This is a genomic window from Paraburkholderia sp. BR10923 (genome assembly GCF_040948765.1).
Taxonomy (GTDB): Bacteria; Pseudomonadota; Gammaproteobacteria; order Burkholderiales; family Burkholderiaceae; genus Paraburkholderia; species Paraburkholderia youngii.
Map to the genome: position 1 here is coordinate 1 of NZ_JBFPKO010000003.1, position 23,732 is coordinate 23,732.

A 23,732-nucleotide genomic window follows, 5' to 3' on the forward strand; every position below is an offset into this window, starting at 1 on the left:
TGTGCGGCGCCATCGACTCCTTGCCGTAGCCGACGCGCTTGCCGAGCACCAGACAGCAGACCAGACCCGCGATACCCGCGTTGATGTGCACCACCGTGCCGCCCGCGAAGTCGAGGATGCCCGCGGTCGCCAGCCAGCCGCTCGGTTCCCACACCATGTGCGCGATCGGCGAGTAGACGATGATCGACCACAGCGTCATGAACACCAGCATCGCCGAGAACTTCATGCGGTCCGCGAACGCACCGGTGATCAGCGCCGGCGTGATGATCGCGAAAGTCATCTGGTAGACGAAGTAGACCGTCTCGGGGATCGTCGGCGCGAGATGGCTGACGGTCAGCGTCGTGGCCTTGTCGCCCTTGATGTAGTTCATGCCCGTCATGAACACGCGCGAGAAGCCGCCGATGAACGAGTTGCCCGGCGTGAACGCGAGGCTGTAGCCGACCACGGTCCAGACGATCGTCACCAGACAGGTGATCGCGAAGCTTTGCATCAGCGTCGCGAGCACGTTCTTCTTGCGGACCATGCCGCCGTAGAACAGTGCGAGGCCCGGGATCGTCATGAACAGCACCAGCGCGGTGGAAGTCAGCATCCACGCGGTGTCGCCGGAGTTGAGCTTCGACGAATCGACCGAGAACGGTGCGGTCGGCGCGGCCGGCGCGGCTGCGGCAGCGGCAGCCGATGCGTCGGTGGCGGCCGGTGCGCTTGCCGCCGGCGCGGCGGACGCTTCGGCGGCGGGAGCCGAAGCAGCCGGGGCAGCGACTGCGGCGGAGGCGTCCGGTGCGGGCGCGCTCGCCGTCGTATCGGGAGCGGAGGCGGCCGCGGGAGCGGACGCGTCGTCCGCGAGGGCGGTGCCGACACCGGCCGCGAGCAGCGAGCCGGCCATCAGCAGGGACATCATGAGTTTGCGCATCTTGGTTTTCCTCTTGTCGCGATCCGTGTCGCTATGCTTTGATTTTTTACAGTGCGTCCGCGCCGGTCTCGCCGGTGCGGATCCGAACCACCTGCTCGATCGGCGTGACGAAGATCTTGCCGTCGCCGATCTTGCCGGTTCGCGCCGCGCGCTCGAGCGCCTCGATCGCCTGATCCACGATGTCGTCCGATACCGCCGCTTCGATCTTCACCTTCGGCAGAAAATCGACCACGTATTCAGCGCCCCGATACAGCTCGGTGTGGCCCTTCTGCCGTCCGAAGCCTTTGACTTCGGTCACCGTGATGCCCGACACGCCGATCGCCGACAGGGCTTCGCGCGCTTCATCCAGCTTGAACGGCTTGATGATTGCGGTAATGAGTTTCATGAAATCCTCGCTAGTTGTTGCTGAACCGTTGCTGCCCCGTTGCGTACACGTGACCGCGGTCTCCTGCGCTCCCGGTAAAAGTGCCCTGGCAGTGCGCGCGCGGCAGTAACAGCAACTCCTATGCCATATCGTGTCTGACTGCGCGTCGCGCGGGTGGCGCAGCGCGCCCGGCCGGCCTTGTCCGAACGGCCAGCGGCGCGGCCGGCGGTGGCGCGGCGGGGGGATCGTTGCTAGAGTGTTCGAACGTTCTGAACGCGAGGCGCGCACCAAACACGCTCACGAGGCCACGGCAGCGAAGCAGCCGCGCGCACCAGGACCGCCCATTCGCCGCAACGGGGCACAGGCGCAATGAAACATGCACATTTTTTGTGCACCAAGGGGAACACGATGAAACAACCGAACGACGTTTTTAACGACTTCCAGGCTCGCGTCAGCGATCTGTTCAAGAATTCGCCGGCCAAGGATGTCGAACGCAACGTCAAAGCAATGCTGACGCAGGGCTTCTCGAAGCTCGATCTGGTCACGCGAGAGGAATTCGATACGCAGACCCAGGTGCTCGTGCGTACGCGCGCGCGCCTGGAAGAACTCGAGCGCCGCGTCGCCGAGCTCGAACAGAAGCTGCCGCTCACGCAGACGCCATAAGCACTGGTTGCAGCCTTAGCGCTGCGCAGTGCCGCACATCACCGGCAAGCGGGCCGTGACGTCATCAGCGTTTTAGGGGATTTGCGCGCGAAGTGAGCGCGCTGTCCGACGGGAGGGAATATGTCGCTTGCCGTGGTGCGCAGCCGCGCGCCGGCCGCTGGCCGTGCGCCCGAAGTGACCGTCGAGGTTCACCTCGCCAATGGACTGCCGTCCTTTTCGATCGTCGGCCTGCCCGACCTGGAAGTGCGCGAGAGCCGTGAGCGCGTGCGCGCGGCGCTGCAGAACTGCGGTTTTGATTTCCCGGTCCGCCGCATCACCGTCAACCTCGCGCCCGCCGATCTGCCGAAAGAATCCGGTCGTTTCGATCTGCCTATCGCGCTCGGCATCCTCGCCGCGAGCGGGCAAATTCCGGCCGAATCGCTGCTCTATCGCGAGTTCGCCGGCGAGCTGTCGCTGACCGGCGCGCTGCGGCCGATGCGCGGCGCGTTCGCGATGGCATGCGGCACCGCGCGGGGCGCTCTGACGAGCGCAGACGCCGCCGGCGCAGACGCCCACGCATCATCTGAAACGCGTTCCGCGTTGCCAGCCCTCCTCGATCAGCTAACCGCACAGGCGTTTCATACCCCACAGCTTTACCTGCCGGCCGCTAGCGCGGCGGAAGCGGCGCTCGTGCCCGGTGTCGACGTGTTCGGCGCCGCCGATCTGCCGTCGCTATGCGCGCACCTCGCAGGCGCGCCGGACGCGCGTCTTAGGCCGGTCGCCGCACCCGAGCTCTACGAGCACGCCGGCGCTCCGGCGCCGGACATGGCTGACGTGATCGGCCAGCGTGCCGCGCGGCGCGCACTCGAAGTCGCGGCGGCCGGCGGCCATCACGTGCTGCTGATCGGGCCGCCCGGCGCCGGCAAGTCGATGCTCGCGGCACGCCTGCCCGGCCTGCTGCCGCCAATGACCGACGACGAAGCGCTCGCTTCCGCCGCGCTGCTGTCGGCGAGCCGCATCGGCTTCAAGCCGTCGCAGTGGCGGCAGCGGCCGTTTCGCGCGCCGCACCATTCGTCGAGCGCGGCGGCGCTGGTCGGCGGACGCAATCCGCCGCAGCCTGGCGAGATCACGCTCGCGCATCTGGGCGTGCTGTTTCTCGACGAGCTTCCCGAATTCGACCGCGTGGTGCTCGAAACGCTGCGCGAGCCGCTCGAAGCCGGCCGCATCACGATCTCGCGCGCCGCCTAGCAAGCGGACTTCCCCGCTGCCTGCCAACTGATCGCCGCAATGAACCCGTGCCCGTGCGGCTGGCGCGGCGATCCGGGCGGGCGCTGCCGCTGTACGCCCGAAGTTGCGGCGCGCTATCTGCGTAAATTGTCGGGACCACTGCTCGACCGCATCGACATCCAGCTGGAAATTCCGGCTCTGACCGCCACCGAACTCGCGGCCCGCGCCGCTACCGCCGGCGAAGCAAGCGCGGCGATCGCACACCGCGTGAGCGCTGCGCGCGAGCGGCAACTGGTCCGGCAAGGCAAGACCAACCGCGAACTGGACGGGCGCGAAGTCGACGATGTGTGCCGCCCGGACGCAGCAGGCGAGGCACTGTTGCGCGAAGCCGGCGAGCGGTTTGGCTGGTCGGCGCGCGCGTACTACCGGGTGTTGAAGGTCGCGCGCACCGTCGCGGATCTGGCTGGCGAGGCGATGCCGAGCGCCGCACAGGTCGCCGAGGCCATCCAATACCGCCGCGCTTTTGGCTCGTTATGATGAGAAAAAACTACTGTCAAGACTTGACTTATTCACACAGCCACGATCCTGTTAGATTTTGATACAACTCGAAAGCGCGCAGACAGGCATCTCTCCAAGCCATTGATTTAATTCACTTTTTTAAAACGCCCTGCGCTCGTGGATTTTGGCGAAAGGCCCGTCTGATGGGCTTTTGCGGCCTTTGAAGGCGACTTCTCAACAGAGTTATCCACAGGTTGTGCGCATAACTCAAAAAGCTCAACGTAAACCGGTAATTAGCGCGCAAACCTGCGAAGGAACTTTCACTGCATTCGGCATTCTGAGGCGCGTCCGTTCGGCCAAAAATACCGCGTTCAGTAGAGTTGGAACGACGAAAAAAACTGGTCGACCTGGTCTTGCGGCAGCGGTTGATCGGCGATGATCGCCGCCTGGTACACGTGCCGGCCGCGCGCGACGAGCCGCGCATACACGGTGCGCGTTTCGTGTTTGGCGCCCGCGGCGCCGCTCACCGTCATTTCCTGCCCCGGAATCTTGCCGCCCGCCGCCAGCGGGATCTGCACCGCGTGAGCATCGGGTGTCGCGCCGACGTTGCGCGCCAGTCCCGCGCGCAGGAAATCGAGTGCGGCGCGCTGCGTCGCGTCGGTATCGTCGGGCAGCATCACGGTGCCGACAGCGAAGACCGCATTGCCCGCTTCTGCAGTCTGCATTGCCATCTGCATGGGTGTGCCGTCGATCTGCACCGCGCGCTGGTCGTTGCCCGGCTTGGCCGGGAAGTCGACCGTATAGCCCTTGTCGTTATTCATCACGGTGCGCCAGTCGAAGGTCGGCGAGCAGGCGCTGAGCGCGACGCCGAGCGCCAACGCGGCCGTCATCGCGCCGAGCACGGTACGAGCGTGACCGGGTCGCGTGAAAGCGCGAAGGAAATGGCCCGCCGGCTGGAATACGTCCGCACGGCGGGCGGGAATTCGGCGGATCAACGGAAAGCGGCACGAAACGCGGGCAACCAAGCGGCAGACGCGAAGAACGATTTGGAGCATGGGGCGAAAGAGATTGGGCTTGCGGAGCGTAAAACTCCATTATCCGCTGATCGGCTTCCGGTCCGTCGCGCCGAGCCGCACGCTTCGGCCACCTCGGCGCAGCCGCCCCATTGCAGCTACAATGGAAAAGCTATTCAGCACCGGCCCGAGCGCCATTGCACCGACCCATTTTTCCGCGCCGCGCGCGACTCACGAGGTTCCGTCCATGAGTTCCAATTCACCGACCGCCGCCCGGCGCACGAACCCGCTTCGCTATCTGATTGCGGTGGCCGTGGCCATTGCGCTCGCCGTCGCCGGTTACCTGGCGTTTGCCGGTCAACAGCGCGTGCCAGATGCGACCTTCACGCTGCTATCGGGACAGAAGCTCACGACCGCGGACCTGAAAGGCAAGGTTTATCTGGTCAATTTCTGGGCAACGAGCTGCGACACCTGCATGAAGGAAATGCCGCAGATGGTCGAGACCTATAACCGCTTCAAGAGCCAGGGCCTCGAATTCGTCGCGGTGGCGATGAACTACGACGCGCCGATGTACGTGACCAACTACACGCAAACGCGTCAGCTGCCGTTCAAGGTCGCCATGGACGACGGCTCGGCCGCCAAGCAGTTCGGCAACGTGCAGCTCACGCCGACCACCTTCGTCGTCGATAAAGACGGCAAGATCCTGAAGCGCTACGTCGGCGAGCCGCAATTCGCGGAACTCGACCAGTTGCTCGCCAAAGCGCTGAAAGCTGGCGCGGCTTAAGCCGGGTCAAGCAGATCCTCAACGCGCCGGCGCAATCTCCCGCCGCCGGTGCCCTCCTGATCACCGCTCCCCTTCGCCTTTTGCCGCAAGGCCATATCGCTTGATCTTCTCGTAGAGCGTCGCCTTGCCAAGCTGCAGCCGGTCTGCCGCGACCGCGACCACGCCGCCCGCCTGCTCCAACGCCTCGGCAATCATCGCGCGCTCGAACTGCTCGACACGCTCCTTCAGCGGATGGGTGGCCCCGTCGTCTTCGCCGAACGACAGCACCGGTTCGTCGGCGATGCCCAGCACGAAGCGGTCGGCGGCATTGCGCAGCTCGCGCACATTGCCCGGCCAGTCGCGCTGCATCAGGCTCGCACGCTGGCGATCGGTGAGCATCGGCGCCGGCCGCTGATAACGGACCGCAGCATCGAGCAGGAAATGCTCGAACAGCGGCACGATGTCCTCGCGACGCTCGCTCAACGGCGGCAGCGCGATCGTCACCACGTTGAGCCGGTACAGCAGATCGCGCCGGAACGAGCCATCCGCGACATGCTCGGCCATATCGCCCTTCGCCGCCGCGACCACGCGGCAATTGACCCGAATCGGCTGATTCGAGCCGAGCCGCTCGAGCACGCCATCCTGCAGCACGCGCAGCAGCTTGACCTGCAGCGCGAGCGGCATGCTCTCGATCTCGTCGAGAAACAGCGTGCCGCCCGACGCATGTTCGAGCTTGCCGATCCGCCGTTTGGCCGCACCGGTGAACGCGCCCGGCTCGTAGCCGAACATCTCTGACTCGAACATCGGCTCGGGCAGCGCGCCGCAGTTCACCGCGATGAACGGCTTGTCACGCCGCGGCGACATCTCGTGCAGGCTGCGCGCGATCAGCTCCTTGCCCGCACCGGTATCGCCGTTGATCAGCACGGACGCGTCGGTTGGCGCGACGTTGGCGATCAGGCGCCGCACCTGCTCGATCGCGGGACTACGGCCGATGATGCGCGGCGCGACCGCGTTCTGGCCAGCCAGCTCACGACGCAGCGCGAGGTTTTCGAGCACGAGCTTGCGGCGCTCCATTGCACGCCGCACGGTTTCGATCAGCCGCTCGGACGCGAACGGCTTTTCGATGAAGTCGTAGGCGCCGTCGCGCATCGCCTGCACGGCCATCGAGATATCGCCGTGGCCGGTGACCAGAATCACCGGCACGTCGGGCGCGCGCTCGTGGCACTGCGCGAGCAGATCGAGGCCGCTCGCGCCGGGCAGCCGGATATCGCTGACGATCACGCCGGAAAAGTCCGCGCTGATCAGCTTCGCCGCCGCCTCGACCGATGCATGGCCGATCACGTCGAAGCCGGCCAGTTGCAGGCTCTGCACGCTCGCGCGCCGCACCAGTTCGTCGTCTTCGATATACAGCACTTGCAGGCCATCGTTCATTGCGTGTTCCGGGTGATGCGTCAGTGTGAAATCAGGAGCCCGCCGTCAGCGGATCGTGCGAAGGACTGGTCTGCACGCGCGCGCGACGCAGCGTCAACACGAATGATGCACCGCCTTGCGGTGCGTTGCGCGCGACCAGCGAGCCGCCGCAATCACGCGCGATCGACGACGAAATCGCGAGGCCAAGGCCGAGCCCCTGGCCCATTTCCTTCGTCGTGAAGAACGGTTCGAACAGGTGCGGCAACACGTCGTCGGGAATGCCGGGGCCGTTGTCGCCGACCGCGATCGACAGATTCGCGGCGCCGGCCTCGACCTCGACCGTGATACGCGGCGGGTTCATGCCGGCAGTTGCGTCGAGCGCGTTGCCGAGCAGGTTGATCAGCACCTGTTCGAGCCGCAGATCGTCGCAATTCGCGATCAGCTCCGGATGATCGTCGGCGAGATTCAGCGGCGTGCGCGCGCCGCCTGGCGCAGCGGCGGCCTTCGCGACGGTGTCTGCCTCGGCATCGGTCAGCACGAATTCGAGCTCGACGCCCTGCAGACGCTTCTGCAGTAGCGCGACGACGTTGCGCAGCGCCCGCACGACCGACGCGCGCGCGCTGCGTGGCCGCGCGCGGCCGACGAACAGCTTCAGCTGATTGGTGATCTTGCCCATGCGCTCGGTGAGCGCCGCGATCGCTTCGAGATTCTCACGCGCCGATGCCTGATCGCCGCGTTCGAGCAGCACGCGGGTGTTGTCGGAGAAACTGCGCAGTGCCGCGAGCGGCTGGTTCAGCTCGTGCGTGATGCCGGCCGCCATCTGGCCGAGCGCGGCGAGCTTGCTCGCCTGGATCAGTTCGTCGTGCGCGGCGCGCAGCTCCTGTTCGGCGCGGGTGCGCTCGGCGACTTCCTTGTGCAGCTGCTCGTTCGCCTCGGACAGATCCGCGGTGCGCTCGGCGACGCGCTGGTTCAGTTCGGCATACGCCTTCTGCAGCAGCGCGCGGCTGCGCATCACTTCGCGCACGCGCGCGCGCCGCATGCGCCAGTAGAACGCGAGCAGCACCAGCGACACGTAGCCGAAGCCGGTGACGATGGTCGCCTTGAGCGCGTCGGCATCGACGGGGTCGACTGGGGACATCGTGATCAGATGCCAGTCCGGCTCGCCCATCGCGTGCCGCGACGCCAGGTAGCGCGGTGCCAGGCGCCCGCCGCCGATCCGCAGAATCTGCGCATTGCCTTCGAGCATGCGCTCGACCGTCACCGGCAGCGGCTCGATCGGCTGCTGCGCGTACTGGCGCGCCTGATAGATCGAATCGGCGATCCGGCCGGGCAGCGGCCGGATCGTGTGGTATTTCCACGCCGGCACCGACGACAGGAAGATCACGCCATGATCGTCGGTGACGACGAGCGGCTCGGACGCATCGACGCCCTGAAACCATTCGAGGTCGAGCTTGACGACCGCCACACCGACGATCTTGCCGTCGCGCCGCACCGGCTGCGAGATGTAGTAGCCGGGCGCCTGCGAAATCGTGCCGATGCCGAAGAAGCGGCCGACGCCGCCATTCATCGCATCGACGAAATACGGCCGGAACTGATAGCCGGCGCCGACGAAGCTGCCCGGGCCGCGCCAGTTGCTGGCGGCGACGCAGTAGCCGTCGAGCGAAATGATGTAGGTGACCGTCGCGCGCGCATGGCGGTTCAGGTCTTCGAGATAGAGATTCGCGCGCTGGACGTTGGCGGGGTTCGGATCGATCAGCACGTCCTGCACGATCGGATGCTCGGCGAGCAGATAAGGCAGCGATTCGTAGCGCTCGAGCGTGCTCCTGAGCGCGCTCGCGGTGCGCTCGGCGCGCACGGCGGCGTTGCGCCGCAGCGTGTCGACACCGCTTTTCCACGCAAGGCTGTAGGTGAGCCAGCATGCCGCCACGAGCCCGGCTGCGAGCGCGAAGAGAATCAGCAGGCGGCGGGTCACGTTGGTAAGGTCCGATAGATGAGCATCGGACATTGTGGCATAGGGCGGCAAGGGGTCGCCGCCCGAGGTAGGCGTCGAAGGTGCCGGGGACGCCGGAGCGACAGCAGACGCCTCGGAAAGACGCGCGGACGCCGGTTTCATGCTCAAGCGTCCGCGCTGGTCACGACAGGGTTGGCGAGCGCGGCTCAAACGCCGGCCGGCTCTTTGACCGCCACCTCGCCGCGCAGCACCTTGTTCAGCCTGGCGCGATCGAGCTCTTTTTCCCAGGCCGATACGACGACCGTCGCGACACCGTTGCCGACGATGTTCGTCAGCGCGCGGCACTCGCTCATGAAGCGGTCGATGCCAAGGATCAGCACCATGCCCGACAGCGGAATCGTCGGCACCACGGCCAGCGTCGCCGCGAGCGTGATGAAGCCCGCGCCGGTCACGCCGCTCGCGCCCTTCGAGGTCAGCATCGTCACCGCGAGCAGCGTCAGCTGCTGGCCCCACGAGAGGTCGGTGTTGGTCGCCTGGGCGATGAACAGCACCGCCATCGTCATGTAGATGTTGGTGCCGTCGAGGTTGAACGAGTAGCCGGTCGGCACCACGAGGCCCACCACCGAGCGCGAGCAGCCGAGATTTTCGAGCTTCTGCATCAGTTGCGGCAGCGCGGCTTCGGACGAGCTCGTGCCGAGCACGATCAGCATCTCTTCCTTGATGTACGCGACGAAACGCAGGATGTTGAAGCCCACCATCCGTGCGATTGCGCCGAGCACGACCACCACGAATACGATCGAGGTCAGATAGAACGTGCCGATCAGCTTGAGCATCGGCAGCAGCGAGCCGATGCCGTACTTGCCGATCGTGAAGGCCATCGCGCCGAACGCGCCGATCGGCGCGAGCTTCGTGATGATGCGCACCATGCCGAACAGAATGTGCGAGAGCCCTTCGATGAAGTTCGTGACGGGCTTGCCCTTCTCACCGGCCGTCGCGAGCACGGCGCCGAACAGCAGCGCGATCAGCAGGATCTGCAGGATTTCACCCTGCGCGAACGCCGACGACAGCGTGTCCGGAATCAGGTGCATGAAGAAGTCGACGGTCGACTGGCCGTGCGCCTTCGCGGCGTACGACGCGACCGCGCGGCTATCGAGCGAGGCCGGGTCGACGTTGAAGCCGGCGCCGGGTCGCAGCAGGTGCGTGGCGGCGAGGCCGAGCACCAGAGCGAACGTCGAGACGATTTCGAAGTACAGCAGCGCCTTGCCGCCGACGCGTCCGACCTTCTTCATGTCTTCCATGCCGGCGATGCCAGTCACGACCGTGCAGAAGATGATCGGCCCGATCACCATCTTGATCAGCTTGATGAAGCCGTCGCCGAGCGGCTTCATGTCGGTGGCGAGGTTCGGGTAGAAATGTCCGAGTACGATGCCGATGATGATCGCCACGATCACCTGGACGTACAGCACTTTATGGATAGGTTTCTTCACGATGGTTCCTGCGAGGGATATGAGCGAATGACCTGCCGCGACGCGCGACACGCAAACGAAACGTCGTCACGTGCGCGCACGGTAGCGGGCCGCTGCAAAGACGACGAATTCAGAAATACCGGGAAGGGAAATCGGACATCGTTGTCTCCTTGCTTTTATGTCGGGCCGTGGCGGCCACGCGTTTTAATTTGCAAGGTCGATGCCAGTTTAATTTCAGACTGAGAGCCTTGATTTTTATGGGTTTTTAGGTAAGGCGCGGCGCGCGCCGTCCCGGATTCCGGAAATCCGGACGAATGCTGTCGGGGAATCCGGAATCCAGTGCGCGCACGGTTGCGGGAAAACCCGCAGGGGTTGGCGCGAAGCTCGCGAGCGCGACTTCAGCTCAACAGATCGATCCGATCCGTGCAAATCATGTCGACGCCCCATTCTTCGAGCACCCGCGCGCGCGCCGGATCGTTCACCGTGTACGCGAGCACGCGCAGCCCGGCCGCGCGGATCTGCGCGACCAGCGGCTCGCTCAGATAACGGTGACTCGCGTGCAGCGATACGCAGTCGAGCTCACGCACGATGCTCAACCAGTCCGCCGGCACCTGCTCGAACAGCATGCCGCGCGGCAGCGACGGCGCGGCAGCGCGCGCGGCGGCGAGCGCGTCGAACGAAAATGACGACAGGAGCGGCGGCGTCTGCCCTCGCCAAAGCTCGAGCGCGCCTTGGGCGACCAGCGTGCCGGTGATGACTTCGCGGCCCGCACACGGCTTGATCTCGATGTTCGCGGCGATGCCGTCGCGCGCGCAACGCCCGGCCGCGTCGGCCAGCGTCGGCAGCCGCGTGCCGGCGAACGCGGCGCCGCGCCACGCGCCGGCATCCAGAGCGGCGAGTTGGTGCCAGGTGTGCATGGCCGCGGGCCCGTGGCCGTTGGTCGTGCGATCGAGCGTGTCGTCGTGCAGCAGGAACGGCGCGTTGTCGGCGGACAGCTTCGCGTCGAATTCGACCATGCGATAGCCGTAGCGCACGCAGGCGTCGAAACCGGCCAGCGTGTTTTCCGGCGCGAGCGTGCCGCCGCAGCGGTGCGCGATCAGCCGCGGATAAGGCCATTGCGCGGAGGTCCCGCGGTCGATCCCAGTTGCCACGTGTCGTTTCCTTACTGATAGATGAACGGTTCAAAAAAAAGCCCGCACATCGGCGGGCTTTTTCATTTTTGCGGGCGTGAAGCGAGGCAACAGCGGCGAGGCAACAGCGGCGAGGCGTCAGCGCGTCAGACTACGCCGGCTCCATGCGCCTGCACGTCGGCGTGATAGCTCGAACGAACCATCGCGCCCACCGCGGCGTGCGTGAAGCCCATCTTGTACGCCTCTTCCTCGTACATCTTGAAGGTGTCCGGATGCACGTAAGCGCGCACCGGCAGATGGTGCTCCGACGGCTGCAGATACTGGCCGATCGTCAGCATGTCGACGTCGTGCTCGCGCAGATCGCGCATCACCTGCAGGATTTCCTCTTCGGTTTCGCCGAGACCGACCATCAGGCCGGACTTGGTCGCGACGTGCGGATGCAGCGCCTTGAAGTCCTTCAACAGCTTCAGCGAATGCGCGTAGTCCGAACCCGGGCGCGCTTCCTTGTACAGGCGCGGCACCGTTTCGAGGTTGTGGTTCATCACGTCGGGCGGCGCCGCGTTGAGGATGCCGAGCGCGCGGTCGAGGCGGCCGCGGAAGTCCGGCGTCAGGATTTCGATGCGCGTTTCCGGCGACAGCTCGCGCGTCTGACGAATACATTCGACGAAGTGCGCCGCACCGCCGTCGCGCAGATCGTCACGATCGACGCTCGTGATCACCACGTACTTCAGCTTCAGCGCCGCAATGGTGCGCGCGAGGTTGGCCGGTTCGTCGACGTCGAGAGGATCGGGACGGCCGTGGCCCACGTCGCAGAACGGGCAGCGGCGCGTGCACTTGTCGCCCATGATCATGAAGGTCGCGGTGCCCTTGCCGAAGCATTCGCCGATGTTCGGGCAGCTCGCCTCTTCACACACCGTGTGAAGATTGTGCTCGCGCAGGATCTGCTTGATCTCGTAGAAGCGCGAGTTGCCGGTGGCCGCCTTCACGCGAATCCAGTCCGGCTTCTTCAGCTTTTCGATCGGGACGACCTTGATCGGGATGCGCGCGGTCTTGGCTTGCGCTTTCTGCTTCGCGGTAGCGTCGTAGGCGGCGGGGGCCGGCACGCCTTCGGGCGCGGGGTTGGCTGCTGCGGAATTCGCGGTTACGTCAGTCATTCGTTCGATCCAGTCAGGCGGTGAGCGCACCGGCCTGTGGTTGGGCGACGGCCGCGGGATTGCCGTCGAGGTTTGCGGTGAGACTTGCTGCGAGGGTACGGGCCACGTCGTCCCAGCCGGCGGCGACGCCGAGCGTCGCCATATCGACTGTTTCGAGCCCCGCGTAGCCGCATGGATTGATCGCGAGAAACGGCCGCAGGTCCATGTTCACGTTCAGACTCACGCCGTGATAGCTGCAACCGTTGCGGATTTTCAGGCCAAGCGCCGCGATCTTCGCGCCGGCATGCGACCCGGCCTCGGGCCCGGGCGCCACGTAGATGCCAGGGGCGCCCGCCTTGCGTTCTCCGGCGAGATTATACGCCGCCAGGGTGTCGATCACGGCCTGCTCGATCCGCGTGACCAGCTCGCGCACCATCAGCTTGCGCCGGCGCAGGTCGAGCAGCAGATACGCGACCACCTGGCCGGGCCCGTGATACGTGATCTGCCCGCCGCGGTCGACCTTGACGAGCGGAATGCTGCTGTCGGCCGCGAGCAGGTGAGCCGGATCGCCGGCCTGGCCGAGCGTGAAGACGGGCGGATGTTCGACGAGCCAGATTTCGTCGGGGGTGTCGGCGGTGCGGGCGTCGGTGAACGCACGCATCGCGTCGAAACTGACCTGGTAGGGTTCGAGGCCGAGCCAGCGCAGCTTGGGTGGCTCGATGGCAGCTAGAGGAGACGGAGAAACAGGGGTGGCGCACATGATCCCGCGAGTTTACCGAAATCTCGGAAACCGCGCCCGAGGGGACGGGACTCAACGCAGAGGGGCTGGCGCGCCGCCAGCCCCATCGTAAGACGCGGCGCGGCCGCCGCACCCACGCTCAAACCGTGCGCCAGCCGCCGCGCACGCGCATCATCCAGCGCTCGCCGATGCGCGCGAGCCAGTTCAGCGCGCGCTTGTCGCAGCGGGTCGGCACCAAGAACGTGACCTTTGCGAACGTGGCGCCCTCGGCGCTGAGCCAGAGCCGCTCGCCGCGGCGCAGATGCAGCGTCTGGCCGGGCTGCAGCCAGTAGTCTTTGGTGTCGTCGCTGCGCGTGACCCACACCGCGCCGCCGCGCACGGTCAGCTTCGTGCTGCGCGCGACCTTCAGCGGCAGCGTGTCGCCAGTGCGGATTTCATATGCAATGCTAGAGGAAATTTCTCGCATGAGGCCCTCGCCAAAAATGGTTTCCTGACTAGAATCCTAGGTGCAGTAAGGACTTGGGCAAAACGATCAAATTTCACGTCTATGTGAGAAATATTGCGATGGACCTGCGTCAACTTCCCGCTCTGAACGCGATCAAGGCGTTCGAAGCCGCCGCCCGCCACGAGAGCTTTTCGCGCGCCGCCGACGAGCTCTTCGTCACGCACGGCGCGGTCAGCCACCAGATCCGCGGGCTCGAGGCCGAGCTCGGCGTGTCGCTGTTTGCGCGTGACGGCAAGCGCGTGCGCCTCACCGAGACCGGCCGCCGCTACGCCACCCAGGTGCGCGCCGCGCTGATGGAGCTCGCCGACGCGACCCGCGCGATCCGCGCCGGCGACCGCGAGCGGCGCCTCGTGATATCGATGCTGTCGTCGTTCGCGGCGCGCTGGGTGACGCCGCGCATCGGCAGCTTTATCGAGGCGCATCCGCAGTGGGATCTCGAGCTGCTGACCACCAACGCGCTGACGGACTTCGCGCGCGACGACGTCGACGTGGCGATCCGTTTCGGCTTCGGCAAATATCCGGGACTGCACGCCGAGTTGCTTCTCGACGAGATTTTCTTCCCGGCCTGCTCGCCCAACTTCAACGGCGGCAAGCTGCCGCAAACCCCGGCCGATCTCGCCAAAGTCCCGCTGCTGCGCTCCGACGACGAGCTATGGCGCCCGTGGTTCGACGCCGCCGGCCTCACCGACTGGCCGGAGCCGAAACGCGGCGTGCTGTATCAGGATTCGTCGAATCTGCTGCAGGCGGCGGTCGACGGCCAGGGGGTTGCGCTCACGCGCCGCTCGCTCGCGATGCACGAAATCGCAGCAGGCCGGCTCGTGCGGCTATTCGATGTGGATGGGCCCAGCCCGTGGCAATACTATCTGGTCTGCCTGCCGCAGACGCTGGAGACCGCGCGGGTCAAGGCGTTTCGCGACTGGGTGTTCGACGAGGTGGCGCGCTTCAGGCAGCTGTTCGATCTCGCCTGCGCGGCGGGGCCTGAGGCGTGTGCGCGCCTGGTAGGGGAGCCAACGCCGGCGGACGCGTTGCGCGTCGCGCCGTGAGGCGAGAAATCGCGTGTGGCGTGTTGGTTACAGCACGACCTTGACCATCGGGTGCCCGGTCAGCGCGCGATAGATATCGTCGAGATGCGCGCGGCTCGTCGCGCGCACGTGGACGGTCAGCCCCGTGTAGGTGCCGCTGCTCGACGGCCGCGTCTCGACGCGCGACGCATCGACCTCGCTATCGAACTCGCGCACCACTTCGACGATCGTCGCGGCAAACTCGGGGTGCGATTTGCCCATGATCTTGATCGGGAAATCGCAGGGGAATTCAAACAGTGAGTCGTTCTCGGGATTCATTCTCTACTCCTTCTTGCGCCGCGGCGGCTTCGGCCGCCTTGGCTCGCTGATACGCCGCATACAGCGCCGCAAACACCGCGCCCGGCTGGCCAGCGCCGACCGGCGCGCCGTCGAGCCGCGTGACCGGCAGCACTTCCTTGGTCGCCGAGCTGACGATGATTTCATCGGCCGCGCGCACTTCGGCCTCGGTGATGTCGCGCGCCTCGAAGCGTATGCCGCATTCGGCCGTCAGCTCCTCGATGAGCCCATAGCGGATTCCTTCGAGAATCTTGTTGCTGCGCGGCGGCGCGACCAGTACGCCATCCTTCACGACCCACACGTTCGACGACGACCCTTCGGTCAGCAAACCATCGCGGAACTGCAGCGTCTCGAAGGCGTCGTTTTCGGCCGCGTGTTGCGCCATCAGCACGTTGCCGAGCAGCGACACCGACTTGATGTCGCAATTGAGCCAGCGACGATCCTCCGCGCTCACGCACGCGACGCCGCTCGCGCGCTGCACGGCGCCGGGCAGGCTCAGCGCGGTAACCATCACGAACACGGTCGGCTTCACGCCGGCCGGAAACGCGTGAGCGCGCTTCGCGACGCCGCGCGTCACCTGAATGTACGCGATCGCGTCCTGATCGGCACGCAAGCCGCCGTCTGCTTCGTTGGCCTCGACCACCCGCTCGATCAGCTCGCGCCAGCCGGCGTCGTCGAGCGGATTGGCGATGCCGATCTTGCCGACCGAGCGCGCGAGCCGCGCCAGATGCTGCTTCAGACGAAACGCGGTGCGGCGGCCGCTCGCGTGCGCGTACAACGGCGCCACTTCGTAAATGCCGTCGCCGAAAATGAAGCCGCGGTCGAGCACCGGCACGCGCGCTTCGGACAACGGCACCAGTTCGCCGTTCAGATAAACGATCGGCTCCGGCGAAACCTCGCAGACAGCGGTCATTGCGACGTAGCCCTTACTTTTTCTTGTTGAACATCAGCATCAGCGAATCCCATACGCGGCCGACCACACCGGCTTGCGGCACCGGCTGCAGCGCGAGCACCGGGAACTGCGCGAGCACCTTGCCGTCGGCGACGAGCTTGGCGGTGCCGATCTGCTGGCCGTTCGCGATCGGCGCGATCAGCGGATCGTTCAGTTCGATCTGCGGCTTCGCCTTGTCGCCGGCGCCCTTCGGCAGAGTGATGTACTGGTCGCTCTTCACGCCGACCTGCACGCTGTCCTGCGAACCCTTGTAGACGCGCGGCGTGGCCACGACCTGGTTCGCCTTGTACAGACGCGTCGTGTCGTAGGCGGTGTAGCCGTAGTTCAGCATCTTCAGGCTGTCCTGCACGCGGTCGTGTTCCTTGGTCTCGCCCATCATCACCGAGACGAGACGGCGCGACGCGTCCGTCGTGCCGGGCAGCGGACGCTTCGCGCTCGCGATCAGGCAGTAGCCGGCCGCTTGCGTGTGACCAGTCTTCAGACCGTCGACGCTCGGGTCGATCCACAGCAGACGGTTGCGGTTCGGCTGCTTGATCTTGTTGTACGTGAATTCCTTGACCGAGAAGATGTTGTAGTAGTCCGGATAGTCGCGGATCAGGCGCGCCGACAGGATCGCGAGATCGCCCGCGGTCGTGTAGTGCTGCGGGTCGGGCATGCCGTTCACGTCGGCGAAATGCGTGTTCTTCATGCCGAGCTTCTGCGCTTCCTTGTTCATCATGTCGACGAACTGCGCCTCGTTGCCGCCCACCAGTTCGGCGAGCGCGATCGCCGCGTCGTTGCCCGACTGCACGATCATGCCGTACACGAGGTCGTGCACGGTCACCGGCTTGAGCGCCTCGATGAACATCCGCGACTCGTCGTTGCGCACGCGCCGCACGGCTTCGCTCGGTTCGATGCTCTGATCCATCGTGATCTTCTTGGTGCCGAGCGCTTCGAACACCAGATACGCGGTCATCAGCTTGGTCAGCGACGCCGGCTCGACGCGTTCGTCGGCATTGGCGGACGCGAGCACCTGGTTGCTGGTCGCATCGACGAGCACCCACGAGCGCGCGTTGACGCCCGGCGGAGGCACCTGCGCGAACGCGGTGCTCGCGACCAGCGTGGCCGGCAGCACGAGGCCGACGGTAATGGCACGGTTGAGCGAAGTGGGAATGAAAGAAGCGACTGACGGGAAAGACGTGCGGCCAGAGGAGGAGAAACGCATAGGGTCGATTGGTGCAGAAAAATACGTTGCGCGACAGGCGCGCGGAGTTGGGGGAGCCGGTCGGCGGGGCATCTGGCCGTAAAACGGCGGGCGCCCGTTGGACTGATGGCGACGCAATCGGTTCGCGAGCACAGCGCTAAGCACCCGGCCGCGCCCTCCCGCGAAATGATTCCGCGGCGCGCGATTCTGCCGGCTGGGCGGCGCTGTGCCCAAAAAAAGAGCGCTCATTATACGCGCGCTCCCTGGTCAACTTCGTGCGTGTGTCGTTGATTTGCACACGTTTGCGCGTACCTGTCCCCCGCAAAACGCGTGTCGCGCGGTTTCAGCGCCAGGCGTCGACGATGATGCGCTTCAGGATGTGAAGCTTACGATGCAGAAAGTGCTCGGCGCCCGGAATCACGACGACCGGCAGTTCCTGCGGCCGCGCCCAGTCGAACACGGATTGGATCGGAACGGTCTCGTCGACTTCGCCGTGAATCACGAGCGTGCCTTCGGGCACAGGCGCGACGTCCCAGCGGCTCGCCGCGGTACCGACGAACACGATGCGCTCGATATCCCGGCCTTCCTCGCGCAGCTTCGCCGCGACATGCGACAGCACCACGGTGCCGAACGAAAAGCCCGCGAGTACGAGCGGCAGATCGCCAAAGTCCGGATCGGCCCGCATGTGCTCGAGGACCGCGCACAGATCGTCACGCTCGCCGACGCCCGCGTCGTGTTCGCCCTGAGTCTGGCCGACGCCGCGGAAATTCGACCGGTACGTGACGTAGTTCAGTTGCACGAGCGTGCGCGCGAGTGTCTGCGCGACCTTGTTGTCCATCGTGCCGCCAAACAGCGGATGCGGATGCGCGACGAGCGCAATGCCGCGCGGCGCGGCGCTTTTATCGCGGACGTCGTCGGGCAGGTCCAGCGCGACCTCGATCTTGCCGACCGGGCCGTCGATCAGATACTTCTTCGTGTTGACGTTCATCGGGATGCCTGTGGATCGTTTCGTGGTTCGCGTTATTGATCGATCTTCAGACGCTCGACGACCTTGCCGTTCACGAGATGCGATTCGACGATCTCGTCGATGTCGCTCTCGTCGACGTAGGTGTACCAGACCGCCTCGGGATACACGACGAGCGCCGGGCCCAGTTCGCAGCGATCGAGGCAGCCGGCCTTGTTGATGCGCACCTGGCCGGGACCGGCGAGCCCGAGTTGCTTCACGCGTTTTTTCGCGTACTCCTGCATCGCCTGCGCATTGCAGTTCGCGCAGCTCGGACGCTCGGCGCCGGGGTCGCGTTGATTCAGACAGAAGAAAACGTGGTGCTTGTAAAAGGAATCCATGATGTTCGGGAGGCGAGCCTGAAAGGAAGTGCAATGGCGCAGTCGGCATCCGGTATGCCGAAGCGCCCGTCGTGCGGACGATTATAGCGACCGGGCTGTGCACGCGCCGCGGCCTGGCGGCCGCAGCGCAAGCGCGTCAGGCCGGCTTCACGCGCCGCTTCAGCCACGCCCGCTCGACCGCGAACGCGAGCCACACCAGCGCCGCATAGGGCCACATCCACGCGAGCCAACGCGCGAGTCCGTTGAAATGCAGGTAGCGTCCCTGTCTCCAGTCGGCGAGCACCGCGTCGAAATACGGATTCACCGGCAGCAGATTGACGAACACGAGTGCGATGACCAGCGCGACCCCGGCGAGCGTCGCGCGCACGCGCCGCCGCAGCGGCAGCGCGACGAGCGCCGCGACGGTGCCGCACACGAGTCCGGGCAACGCGCCCGGCGTCGCCCAGTCGAACGCGAGGCCCGATTGCGATTGCAGAAACGTCGCGCCGGCCTTCACGCATAAGGTCGCGACGATGAACACGAACAGCAGGCGCACGCGCGGCGCATGACGGCGCATCGGCAGCGACGCGAGCGCGAGCGCCGCAAACAGGTTCAGCGTCGTGATCAGCGCTTCCCATGTGTCGTCGTCCAGCCACGCGGCGGCCGCCGCCGGCCATGTGCCGACCTGCCATGCAGACGGCGTCCACGCGAGCAGCGCGTCCTGGGTGGCTGGATCGACGCTCAGCCACAGCGCGCGCGGCCAGTTGCCGAGGCCGAACAGGCGCGGCGCCGGAAACATCGTCGCGAACGGCCACGCGGCGACGATGCACGCGAGCGTCGCATGGCCGCGCTCGAACCACAGCAGCCGCAGACGCCTGAGCAGGCCGCGATCGAGCAGCGCGCCGGTCAACGGCGACATCATCGCCGCGCCGATTAGCGCGCCGAGCGTGTTGGCCGCAAGGTCGAGATTGGAGGCGACGCGGGTCGGCAGATAGGTCTGCACGGCTTCCATCGTGCCCGACAGCAGGCCGCCCAACACGAACGCGAGCGCGACGGCCAGTGTGCCGCGCCAGCGCGGATACACCGCGAGCACCACCAGCGCGCCGAACGGCATATAGCCGAGCACGTTGGTGACGACGTCGAATGCAGTCAGGTACTGCGGCATCGGATCGAACAGATAGGCGAACGGCGCGATGCCGAGCGAGCGCCACCCCGAGAACGGATACCACGAGCCGTACACGATCAGCGCCGCGTACAGCAGCAGCGCCCGACGTGCCAGCGTCGACGGGCGGCGCAGCCACGGGCGTTCGCTCATGCGGCGCTCCTTTGCGTGCGCTGCCTGCCCGTCATTGCGCGGCGACCAGCGCCTGCGAGCCGAGCCACGCCGTGATCTGCGCGATGAGATCGTCGCTGGCCGCGGCGAGCGCCCGCGCGCCGCCGGCCGCATCCGCCGAATGCGCGGGCGCGTGCGCGACGAAGGTGTGCTGGCCGACCACCTTGCCACCCTGCATCAGCGTGGCGCGCGCGGCGATCGCGCCGTGGCTGTCGGTCGGGCTGGCGAAAACCTGCTCGAACTCGGTCAGATCGATCCGCAGCACCGGCGCGCTCACGCCGTCCGCGCCCGTCAGCACGGTGCCGCGCTCGCTCAGCGCGTTGCGCAGGCGCTGCGTCAGCAGTTGCGACGGCATCATCGTCCAGTGACTGTTGGCGTAGGCGGCCGTCTGCTGCGCATCGGCGTAGCTCAGCCGATACGTCAGCCGGTCCGATTCGAGCACGGACGGCGCGCTGACCTCGAGCACCTTGACGGCCGCCAGCCGGCTCGCGGCGGCGGCCTGCGGCGGCGGTCCGAAGTCGTAGCGGACGTCCGACACGACCGCGGACGTGCCCGCGCAGCCCGCCGCCAGCACGCCGAACGCGAGCAGCGCCGCGAGCGCGGCGCGAGAGGACAACAGTCGGTGAATCGAGCGTGACATGGGCATCTTCCTCTGTTCTAGCCGGCGAATTTAATGGGCTGCGGGGGCTGCGGGCGCGGCGGCGGCGGGCCACGCGAAGCCGGCCTCGCCCGGACCCGGCGCCGCGCGCGGCGCGCCGAACAGCACGCTGCGCGGATTGGTATTGAAGGTGTCGGCGGCGCGATCGATCGATTGCGCCGCCGAGCGCACGTCCTCGGTCAGCGAATTGACGCGCGGCAGCGTCTCGAAGCCGACCCGCGCGGACAGGTCCTGCAGCGATGTGTTCATCTGCGTGAGCGCATCGCCCGCCTGCTGCGCGGCCGTGCCGACCTTGTTCAGATTGCGCTCGAGGGGTCCGTCCGGACGGTTCAGGCCGGTGATCATCTGGTCGGTCGACGCGAGCGTGTGGTTCAGCTGGTCGATCGTGCCGGGCAGCTTGCTGGCGACCGGCGCCATCTCACGAGTCAGCGTCGCGACGCCCGAAGCCGCCTGCGCGATGCTCGCCGCCGTCTCGTGCAGCTGTTCGACCATTTCCGGCGAGAGCATGTCGTTCACGTTGTCGGTGACTTTTTCGAGCTTGCGCAGCAGCACGTCGCCGCGCTGCTGCAACTGGTCGAACAGACCGGGGCGCATCGGCAATTGCGCGACCTGATGCGCCGACGAGCGCAGCGGCGTCAGGTCGCGCCCGGTATCGTCGAGCTGGACGAACGCGATGCCGGTCACGCCCTGTAAGCCGAGGCTGCCGAACGTCGAATGCGTGATCGGCGCGTGCTCGTCGACCATGATGCGGATCAGGATCTGCCCCGGATGTGTCGGATCGAACTTGATCGACTGTACGCGGCCGACGTCGAGCCCGCGAAAGCGCACCGCCGCGTCCGCAAAGAGGCCGGTCACGTTGGTGCGCGCGATCAGGTCGTAAGGCACTCGCACGGTGCGGTCGACATTGAACAGATACGCGGCCAGCGCGATCGCCGCCGTCAGCACGACCGTGAAAAGCCCGGCCCAGAACGCATGCGCTTTGTTTTCCATGGTCAGTTTTCCAGGTTCGTAGCGGCCCGCTTGGTGGCGGCCGGCCTCACAGCGACAACTCGGACGACGCCGGCTCGAGCGCCGCCCGCGGCAGCTTCGCGCGGCGCTCGGGCGGCAGCGCCTGCAGCGCGCGGCGCCCGCGCAGGCCGAGGAAATATTCGCGGATGAACGGATGGTCGACGCCCGCGGCCTCCTCGACCGGCGCGTTGACGAGCACCTTGCGATCGGCAATCACGGCCACGCGCGTCGACAACGCGACCATCGTATCGAGATCGTGTGTGATCATCACGACCGTCAGACCGAGCGCGCGATGCAGCCCGGAGATCAGCTCGACGAATTCGTCGGACGCCTGCGGATCGAGGCCGGCGGTCGGTTCGTCGAGGAACAGCAGCTCGGGTTCGAGCGCGATCGCGCGCGCGATGCCGACCCGCTTGATCATGCCGCCCGACAGCGCCGACGGCATCTTCGACGCGTGCTTGCACGGCAGCCCGACCATTTCGAGCTTCAGCATCACGATGTCGCGCAGCAGGTCTTCGGGCACCTTGCCGAGCTCGCGCACCGGTTGCGCGACGTTGTCGAACACGGACAGCGACGAGAACAGCGCGCCGCGCTGGAACAGCATGCCGGAGCGGCTGCGCATCAGCAGCGCGGTCTCGGGGGAGATCGTGGCGAGGTCTTCGCCGAACAGCTTGATCGTGCCCCGCGACGGCCGCTCGAGGCCGAGAATCTGCCGCACCAGCGTGGTCTTGCCCGAGCCCGAGCCGCCGACGATTGACACGATCTCGCCGCGCCGCACGTCGAGGCTCAGATGCTGATGCACGATGTTGCGGCCGTAGCGCTTGGTGATGTCGATCACCTCGATCACCGGCTCGGCGATCGACGGTACGGGCTGGCCGCGTACGGCTTCGGTTAGTGGCGCGATCATCCGAGCCCCACGTTCTGAAAGAGGATCGCGAACACCGCGTCCGCGAGAATCACGATGGTGATCGACGTGACCACCGAGGTCGTCGTGCCTTCGCCGAGACTTTGCGAATTGGCCTTGATACGGAAACCGAAATGACAGCCGGCGAGCGCGATCAGCATGCCGAACACCGCGCCCTTGCCAAGGCCGATCCACAGGTTCGCGATCGGCACGACGACGGGCAGCTGCCGCGCGAAGAAGCTCATGTCGATACCGAGCACGAGCTTCGCGGCGAGCGCACCGCCTGTCAACGAGATCACGTTGGTCCACATCACGAGCAGAGGCATCGCGACGGACAGTGCGATCACGCGCGGCAGGATCAGCCGCAGACCGTGCGGGATGCCCATCACGCGCATCGCGTCGAGCTCCTCGGTTACGCGCATCACGCCGATCTGCGCGGTGATCGCCGAGCCCGAGCGGCCCGCCACCAGGATCGCCGACAAGACCGGGCCGAGTTCCCGAATCACCGCGAGGCCGAGAATATTGACGATAAACTGGTTCGCGCCAAAGATGCGCAATTGCTGTGCCGACAGATAGCTCAACACGATGCCAATCAGGAACGCGACGAGCGCAGTGATCGGCAGCGCGCGGGCGCCGGCGTTGTAGATGTTCGCGGAGATTTCGGTCCACGGCGTGAGTTTCGGTTTGCGCAGGATCGCGAGCAGATCGAGCACGAAGCGCCCGAGCATCGTGACACCGCCCTGCATGTGCTCGACGAACGAGAAGATGCCAAGGCCGAGACGCGTGAAGGGATCGAAGCGCGTGACCGGCTCGGCGCTCTCGCGCACCGTGTCGAGCAGCGCGATGCGCTCGAAGATGTCGCGCTGCGTGTCCGTGAGCGCGGTGCCCGGCGGCAATTTGCGGCCCCATACGCGCCACAGGGCCTGGCCGCCGACGTGGTCCATGCTGTCGACGCGCGACAGGTCCCACCCGCCGATGCCCTGCGCGCCGGTCAGCGAACGCAGTTGCGGAATCACGTGCCCGGTGTCGCGATCGCGCGCGAGCGCGAGCGCCGTCCACTGGCCCGAGAGACGGACGATCTTGCCTTGGCTGCCGGCCGCGACTTCGAGGCCGGGCGGAGTGTCGTAGTTCAAGGATCGCGTGAATCTGGTTATCGGATTAGCGGCCATTGTAACGAAGGCTCGGCCGCCCGGTCCGCCAGGATGTGCATCGATCCGCGTCGCCTCCTCGCCGGTCGGCATTCGAGTCCCAGGCGGGTTTGC

Annotated in this window: 23 protein-coding genes and 1 pseudogene; 4 read left to right on the top strand and 20 right to left on the bottom strand. The window is 66.3% G+C overall.

Annotation, left to right across the window (positions count from 1 at the left end; all coding sequences use genetic code 11):
* On the bottom strand, positions 1 to 910 hold a 910-nt coding region (locus AB3X94_RS05960), incomplete at its 3' end, for an ammonium transporter (protein ID WP_368611028.1).
* 46 nt (positions 911 to 956) lie between these two features.
* Positions 957 to 1,295 carry a P-II family nitrogen regulator gene (locus AB3X94_RS05965; protein WP_013088261.1) on the bottom strand — a complete coding sequence of 113 codons (339 nt, stop codon included), beginning with the start codon at positions 1,293 to 1,295 and terminating at the stop codon, positions 957 to 959.
* Between the two features lie 387 nt (positions 1,296 to 1,682).
* Between AB3X94_RS05965 and AB3X94_RS05970 the strand changes: the two genes are divergently transcribed.
* Positions 1,683 to 1,937, top strand: coding sequence for an accessory factor UbiK family protein (locus AB3X94_RS05970; protein ID WP_176109667.1), 255 nt, complete (start codon positions 1,683 to 1,685; stop codon positions 1,935 to 1,937).
* Positions 1,938 to 2,057: 120 nt separating this feature from the next.
* Positions 2,058 to 3,680: pseudogene (locus tag AB3X94_RS05975) on the top strand (YifB family Mg chelatase-like AAA ATPase).
* Between the two features lie 332 nt (positions 3,681 to 4,012).
* On the opposite strand, the gene AB3X94_RS05980 reads toward AB3X94_RS05975, so the two are convergent.
* The gene (locus AB3X94_RS05980; protein WP_368611029.1) at positions 4,013 to 4,696 is read right to left on the bottom strand and encodes a hypothetical protein; all 684 of its coding nucleotides are present in this window, start codon (positions 4,694 to 4,696) and stop codon (positions 4,013 to 4,015) included.
* Positions 4,697 to 4,901: 205 nt separating this feature from the next.
* Here AB3X94_RS05980 and AB3X94_RS05985 point away from each other — a divergent pair, with 205 nt between their 5' ends.
* A complete protein-coding gene (locus AB3X94_RS05985; RefSeq protein ID WP_176109669.1) occupies positions 4,902 to 5,438 on the top strand; it encodes a TlpA disulfide reductase family protein in 537 nt (178 codons plus the stop codon).
* Positions 5,439 to 5,498: 60 nt separating this feature from the next.
* Here the strand turns inward: AB3X94_RS05985 and AB3X94_RS05990 are convergent, their stop codons facing one another.
* The 7 genes from AB3X94_RS05990 to AB3X94_RS06020 all read right to left on the bottom strand — a co-directional run bounded on the left by AB3X94_RS05990 (position 5,499) and on the right by AB3X94_RS06020 (position 13,712).
* Positions 5,499 to 6,848: a sigma-54 dependent transcriptional regulator gene (locus tag AB3X94_RS05990; protein WP_176109670.1), complete on the bottom strand. Its 1,350-nt coding sequence runs from the start codon at positions 6,846 to 6,848 to the stop codon at positions 5,499 to 5,501.
* Between the two features lie 31 nt (positions 6,849 to 6,879).
* Positions 6,880 to 8,832, bottom strand: a complete 1,953-nt coding sequence (locus AB3X94_RS05995) for an ATP-binding protein (protein ID WP_368611030.1) — start codon at positions 8,830 to 8,832, stop codon at positions 6,880 to 6,882.
* 152 nt (positions 8,833 to 8,984) lie between these two features.
* Positions 8,985 to 10,265, bottom strand: coding sequence for a dicarboxylate/amino acid:cation symporter (locus tag AB3X94_RS06000; RefSeq protein ID WP_176109672.1), 1,281 nt, complete (start codon positions 10,263 to 10,265; stop codon positions 8,985 to 8,987).
* Between the two features lie 377 nt (positions 10,266 to 10,642).
* Positions 10,643 to 11,395: a glycerophosphodiester phosphodiesterase gene (gene ugpQ, locus AB3X94_RS06005; RefSeq protein ID WP_176109673.1), complete on the bottom strand. Its 753-nt coding sequence runs from the start codon at positions 11,393 to 11,395 to the stop codon at positions 10,643 to 10,645.
* A gap of 125 nt (positions 11,396 to 11,520) precedes the next feature.
* Entirely contained in the window at positions 11,521 to 12,528 is a 1,008-nt protein-coding gene (gene lipA, locus AB3X94_RS06010) for a lipoyl synthase (RefSeq protein WP_176109674.1), read from the bottom strand.
* 13 nt (positions 12,529 to 12,541) lie between these two features.
* Positions 12,542 to 13,267, bottom strand: coding sequence for a lipoyl(octanoyl) transferase LipB (lipB, locus tag AB3X94_RS06015; protein ID WP_176109675.1), 726 nt, complete (start codon positions 13,265 to 13,267; stop codon positions 12,542 to 12,544).
* Positions 13,268 to 13,385: 118 nt separating this feature from the next.
* Entirely contained in the window at positions 13,386 to 13,712 is a 327-nt protein-coding gene (locus AB3X94_RS06020; protein ID WP_176109676.1) for a DUF2917 domain-containing protein, read from the bottom strand.
* Positions 13,713 to 13,810: 98 nt separating this feature from the next.
* Here AB3X94_RS06020 and AB3X94_RS06025 point away from each other — a divergent pair, with 98 nt between their 5' ends.
* On the top strand, positions 13,811 to 14,794 hold the full coding sequence (locus tag AB3X94_RS06025) for a transcriptional regulator GcvA (RefSeq protein ID WP_176109677.1): 984 nt from the start codon (positions 13,811 to 13,813) through the stop codon (positions 14,792 to 14,794).
* Positions 14,795 to 14,821: 27 nt separating this feature from the next.
* Here AB3X94_RS06025 and AB3X94_RS06030 read toward each other — a convergent pair whose 3' ends face one another.
* From AB3X94_RS06030 to AB3X94_RS06075, 10 genes are all read right to left on the bottom strand, one after another.
* On the bottom strand, positions 14,822 to 15,091 hold the full coding sequence (locus AB3X94_RS06030; RefSeq protein WP_013088246.1) for a DUF493 family protein: 270 nt from the start codon (positions 15,089 to 15,091) through the stop codon (positions 14,822 to 14,824).
* On the bottom strand, positions 15,063 to 16,022 hold the full coding sequence (locus AB3X94_RS06035; protein WP_368611031.1) for a D-amino acid aminotransferase: 960 nt from the start codon (positions 16,020 to 16,022) through the stop codon (positions 15,063 to 15,065). The genes AB3X94_RS06030 and AB3X94_RS06035 overlap by 29 nt, the downstream gene beginning before the upstream one ends.
* Positions 16,023 to 16,035: 13 nt before the next feature.
* Positions 16,036 to 17,265 (bottom strand): D-alanyl-D-alanine carboxypeptidase family protein, encoded by a 1,230-nt coding sequence (locus AB3X94_RS06040; RefSeq protein WP_176109679.1) that lies wholly within the window; start codon positions 17,263 to 17,265, stop codon positions 16,036 to 16,038.
* Between the two features lie 322 nt (positions 17,266 to 17,587).
* Positions 17,588 to 18,232, bottom strand: coding sequence for an alpha/beta hydrolase (locus AB3X94_RS06045; protein WP_176109680.1), 645 nt, complete (start codon positions 18,230 to 18,232; stop codon positions 17,588 to 17,590).
* Between the two features lie 32 nt (positions 18,233 to 18,264).
* Complete coding sequence (locus AB3X94_RS06050; protein WP_176122244.1) at positions 18,265 to 18,588, bottom strand: ferredoxin; 324 nt, start codon at positions 18,586 to 18,588, stop codon at positions 18,265 to 18,267.
* A 136-nt stretch (positions 18,589 to 18,724) separates the two neighbouring features.
* Complete coding sequence (locus AB3X94_RS06055) at positions 18,725 to 19,882, bottom strand: VanZ family protein (protein WP_368611032.1); 1,158 nt, start codon at positions 19,880 to 19,882, stop codon at positions 18,725 to 18,727.
* 31 nt (positions 19,883 to 19,913) lie between these two features.
* Complete coding sequence (locus tag AB3X94_RS06060) at positions 19,914 to 20,540, bottom strand: ABC-type transport auxiliary lipoprotein family protein (RefSeq protein ID WP_368611033.1); 627 nt, start codon at positions 20,538 to 20,540, stop codon at positions 19,914 to 19,916.
* Positions 20,541 to 20,570: 30 nt separating this feature from the next.
* Positions 20,571 to 21,548, bottom strand: a complete 978-nt coding sequence (locus AB3X94_RS06065; RefSeq protein ID WP_368611034.1) for an MlaD family protein — start codon at positions 21,546 to 21,548, stop codon at positions 20,571 to 20,573.
* A 46-nt stretch (positions 21,549 to 21,594) separates the two neighbouring features.
* The gene (locus AB3X94_RS06070; protein ID WP_176109685.1) at positions 21,595 to 22,473 is read right to left on the bottom strand and encodes an ABC transporter ATP-binding protein; all 879 of its coding nucleotides are present in this window, start codon (positions 22,471 to 22,473) and stop codon (positions 21,595 to 21,597) included.
* Positions 22,470 to 23,603, bottom strand: coding sequence for an ABC transporter permease (locus AB3X94_RS06075; protein ID WP_176109686.1), 1,134 nt, complete (start codon positions 23,601 to 23,603; stop codon positions 22,470 to 22,472). The genes AB3X94_RS06070 and AB3X94_RS06075 overlap by 4 nt, the downstream gene beginning before the upstream one ends.
* Between the last annotated feature and the right edge of the window lie 129 nt (positions 23,604 to 23,732).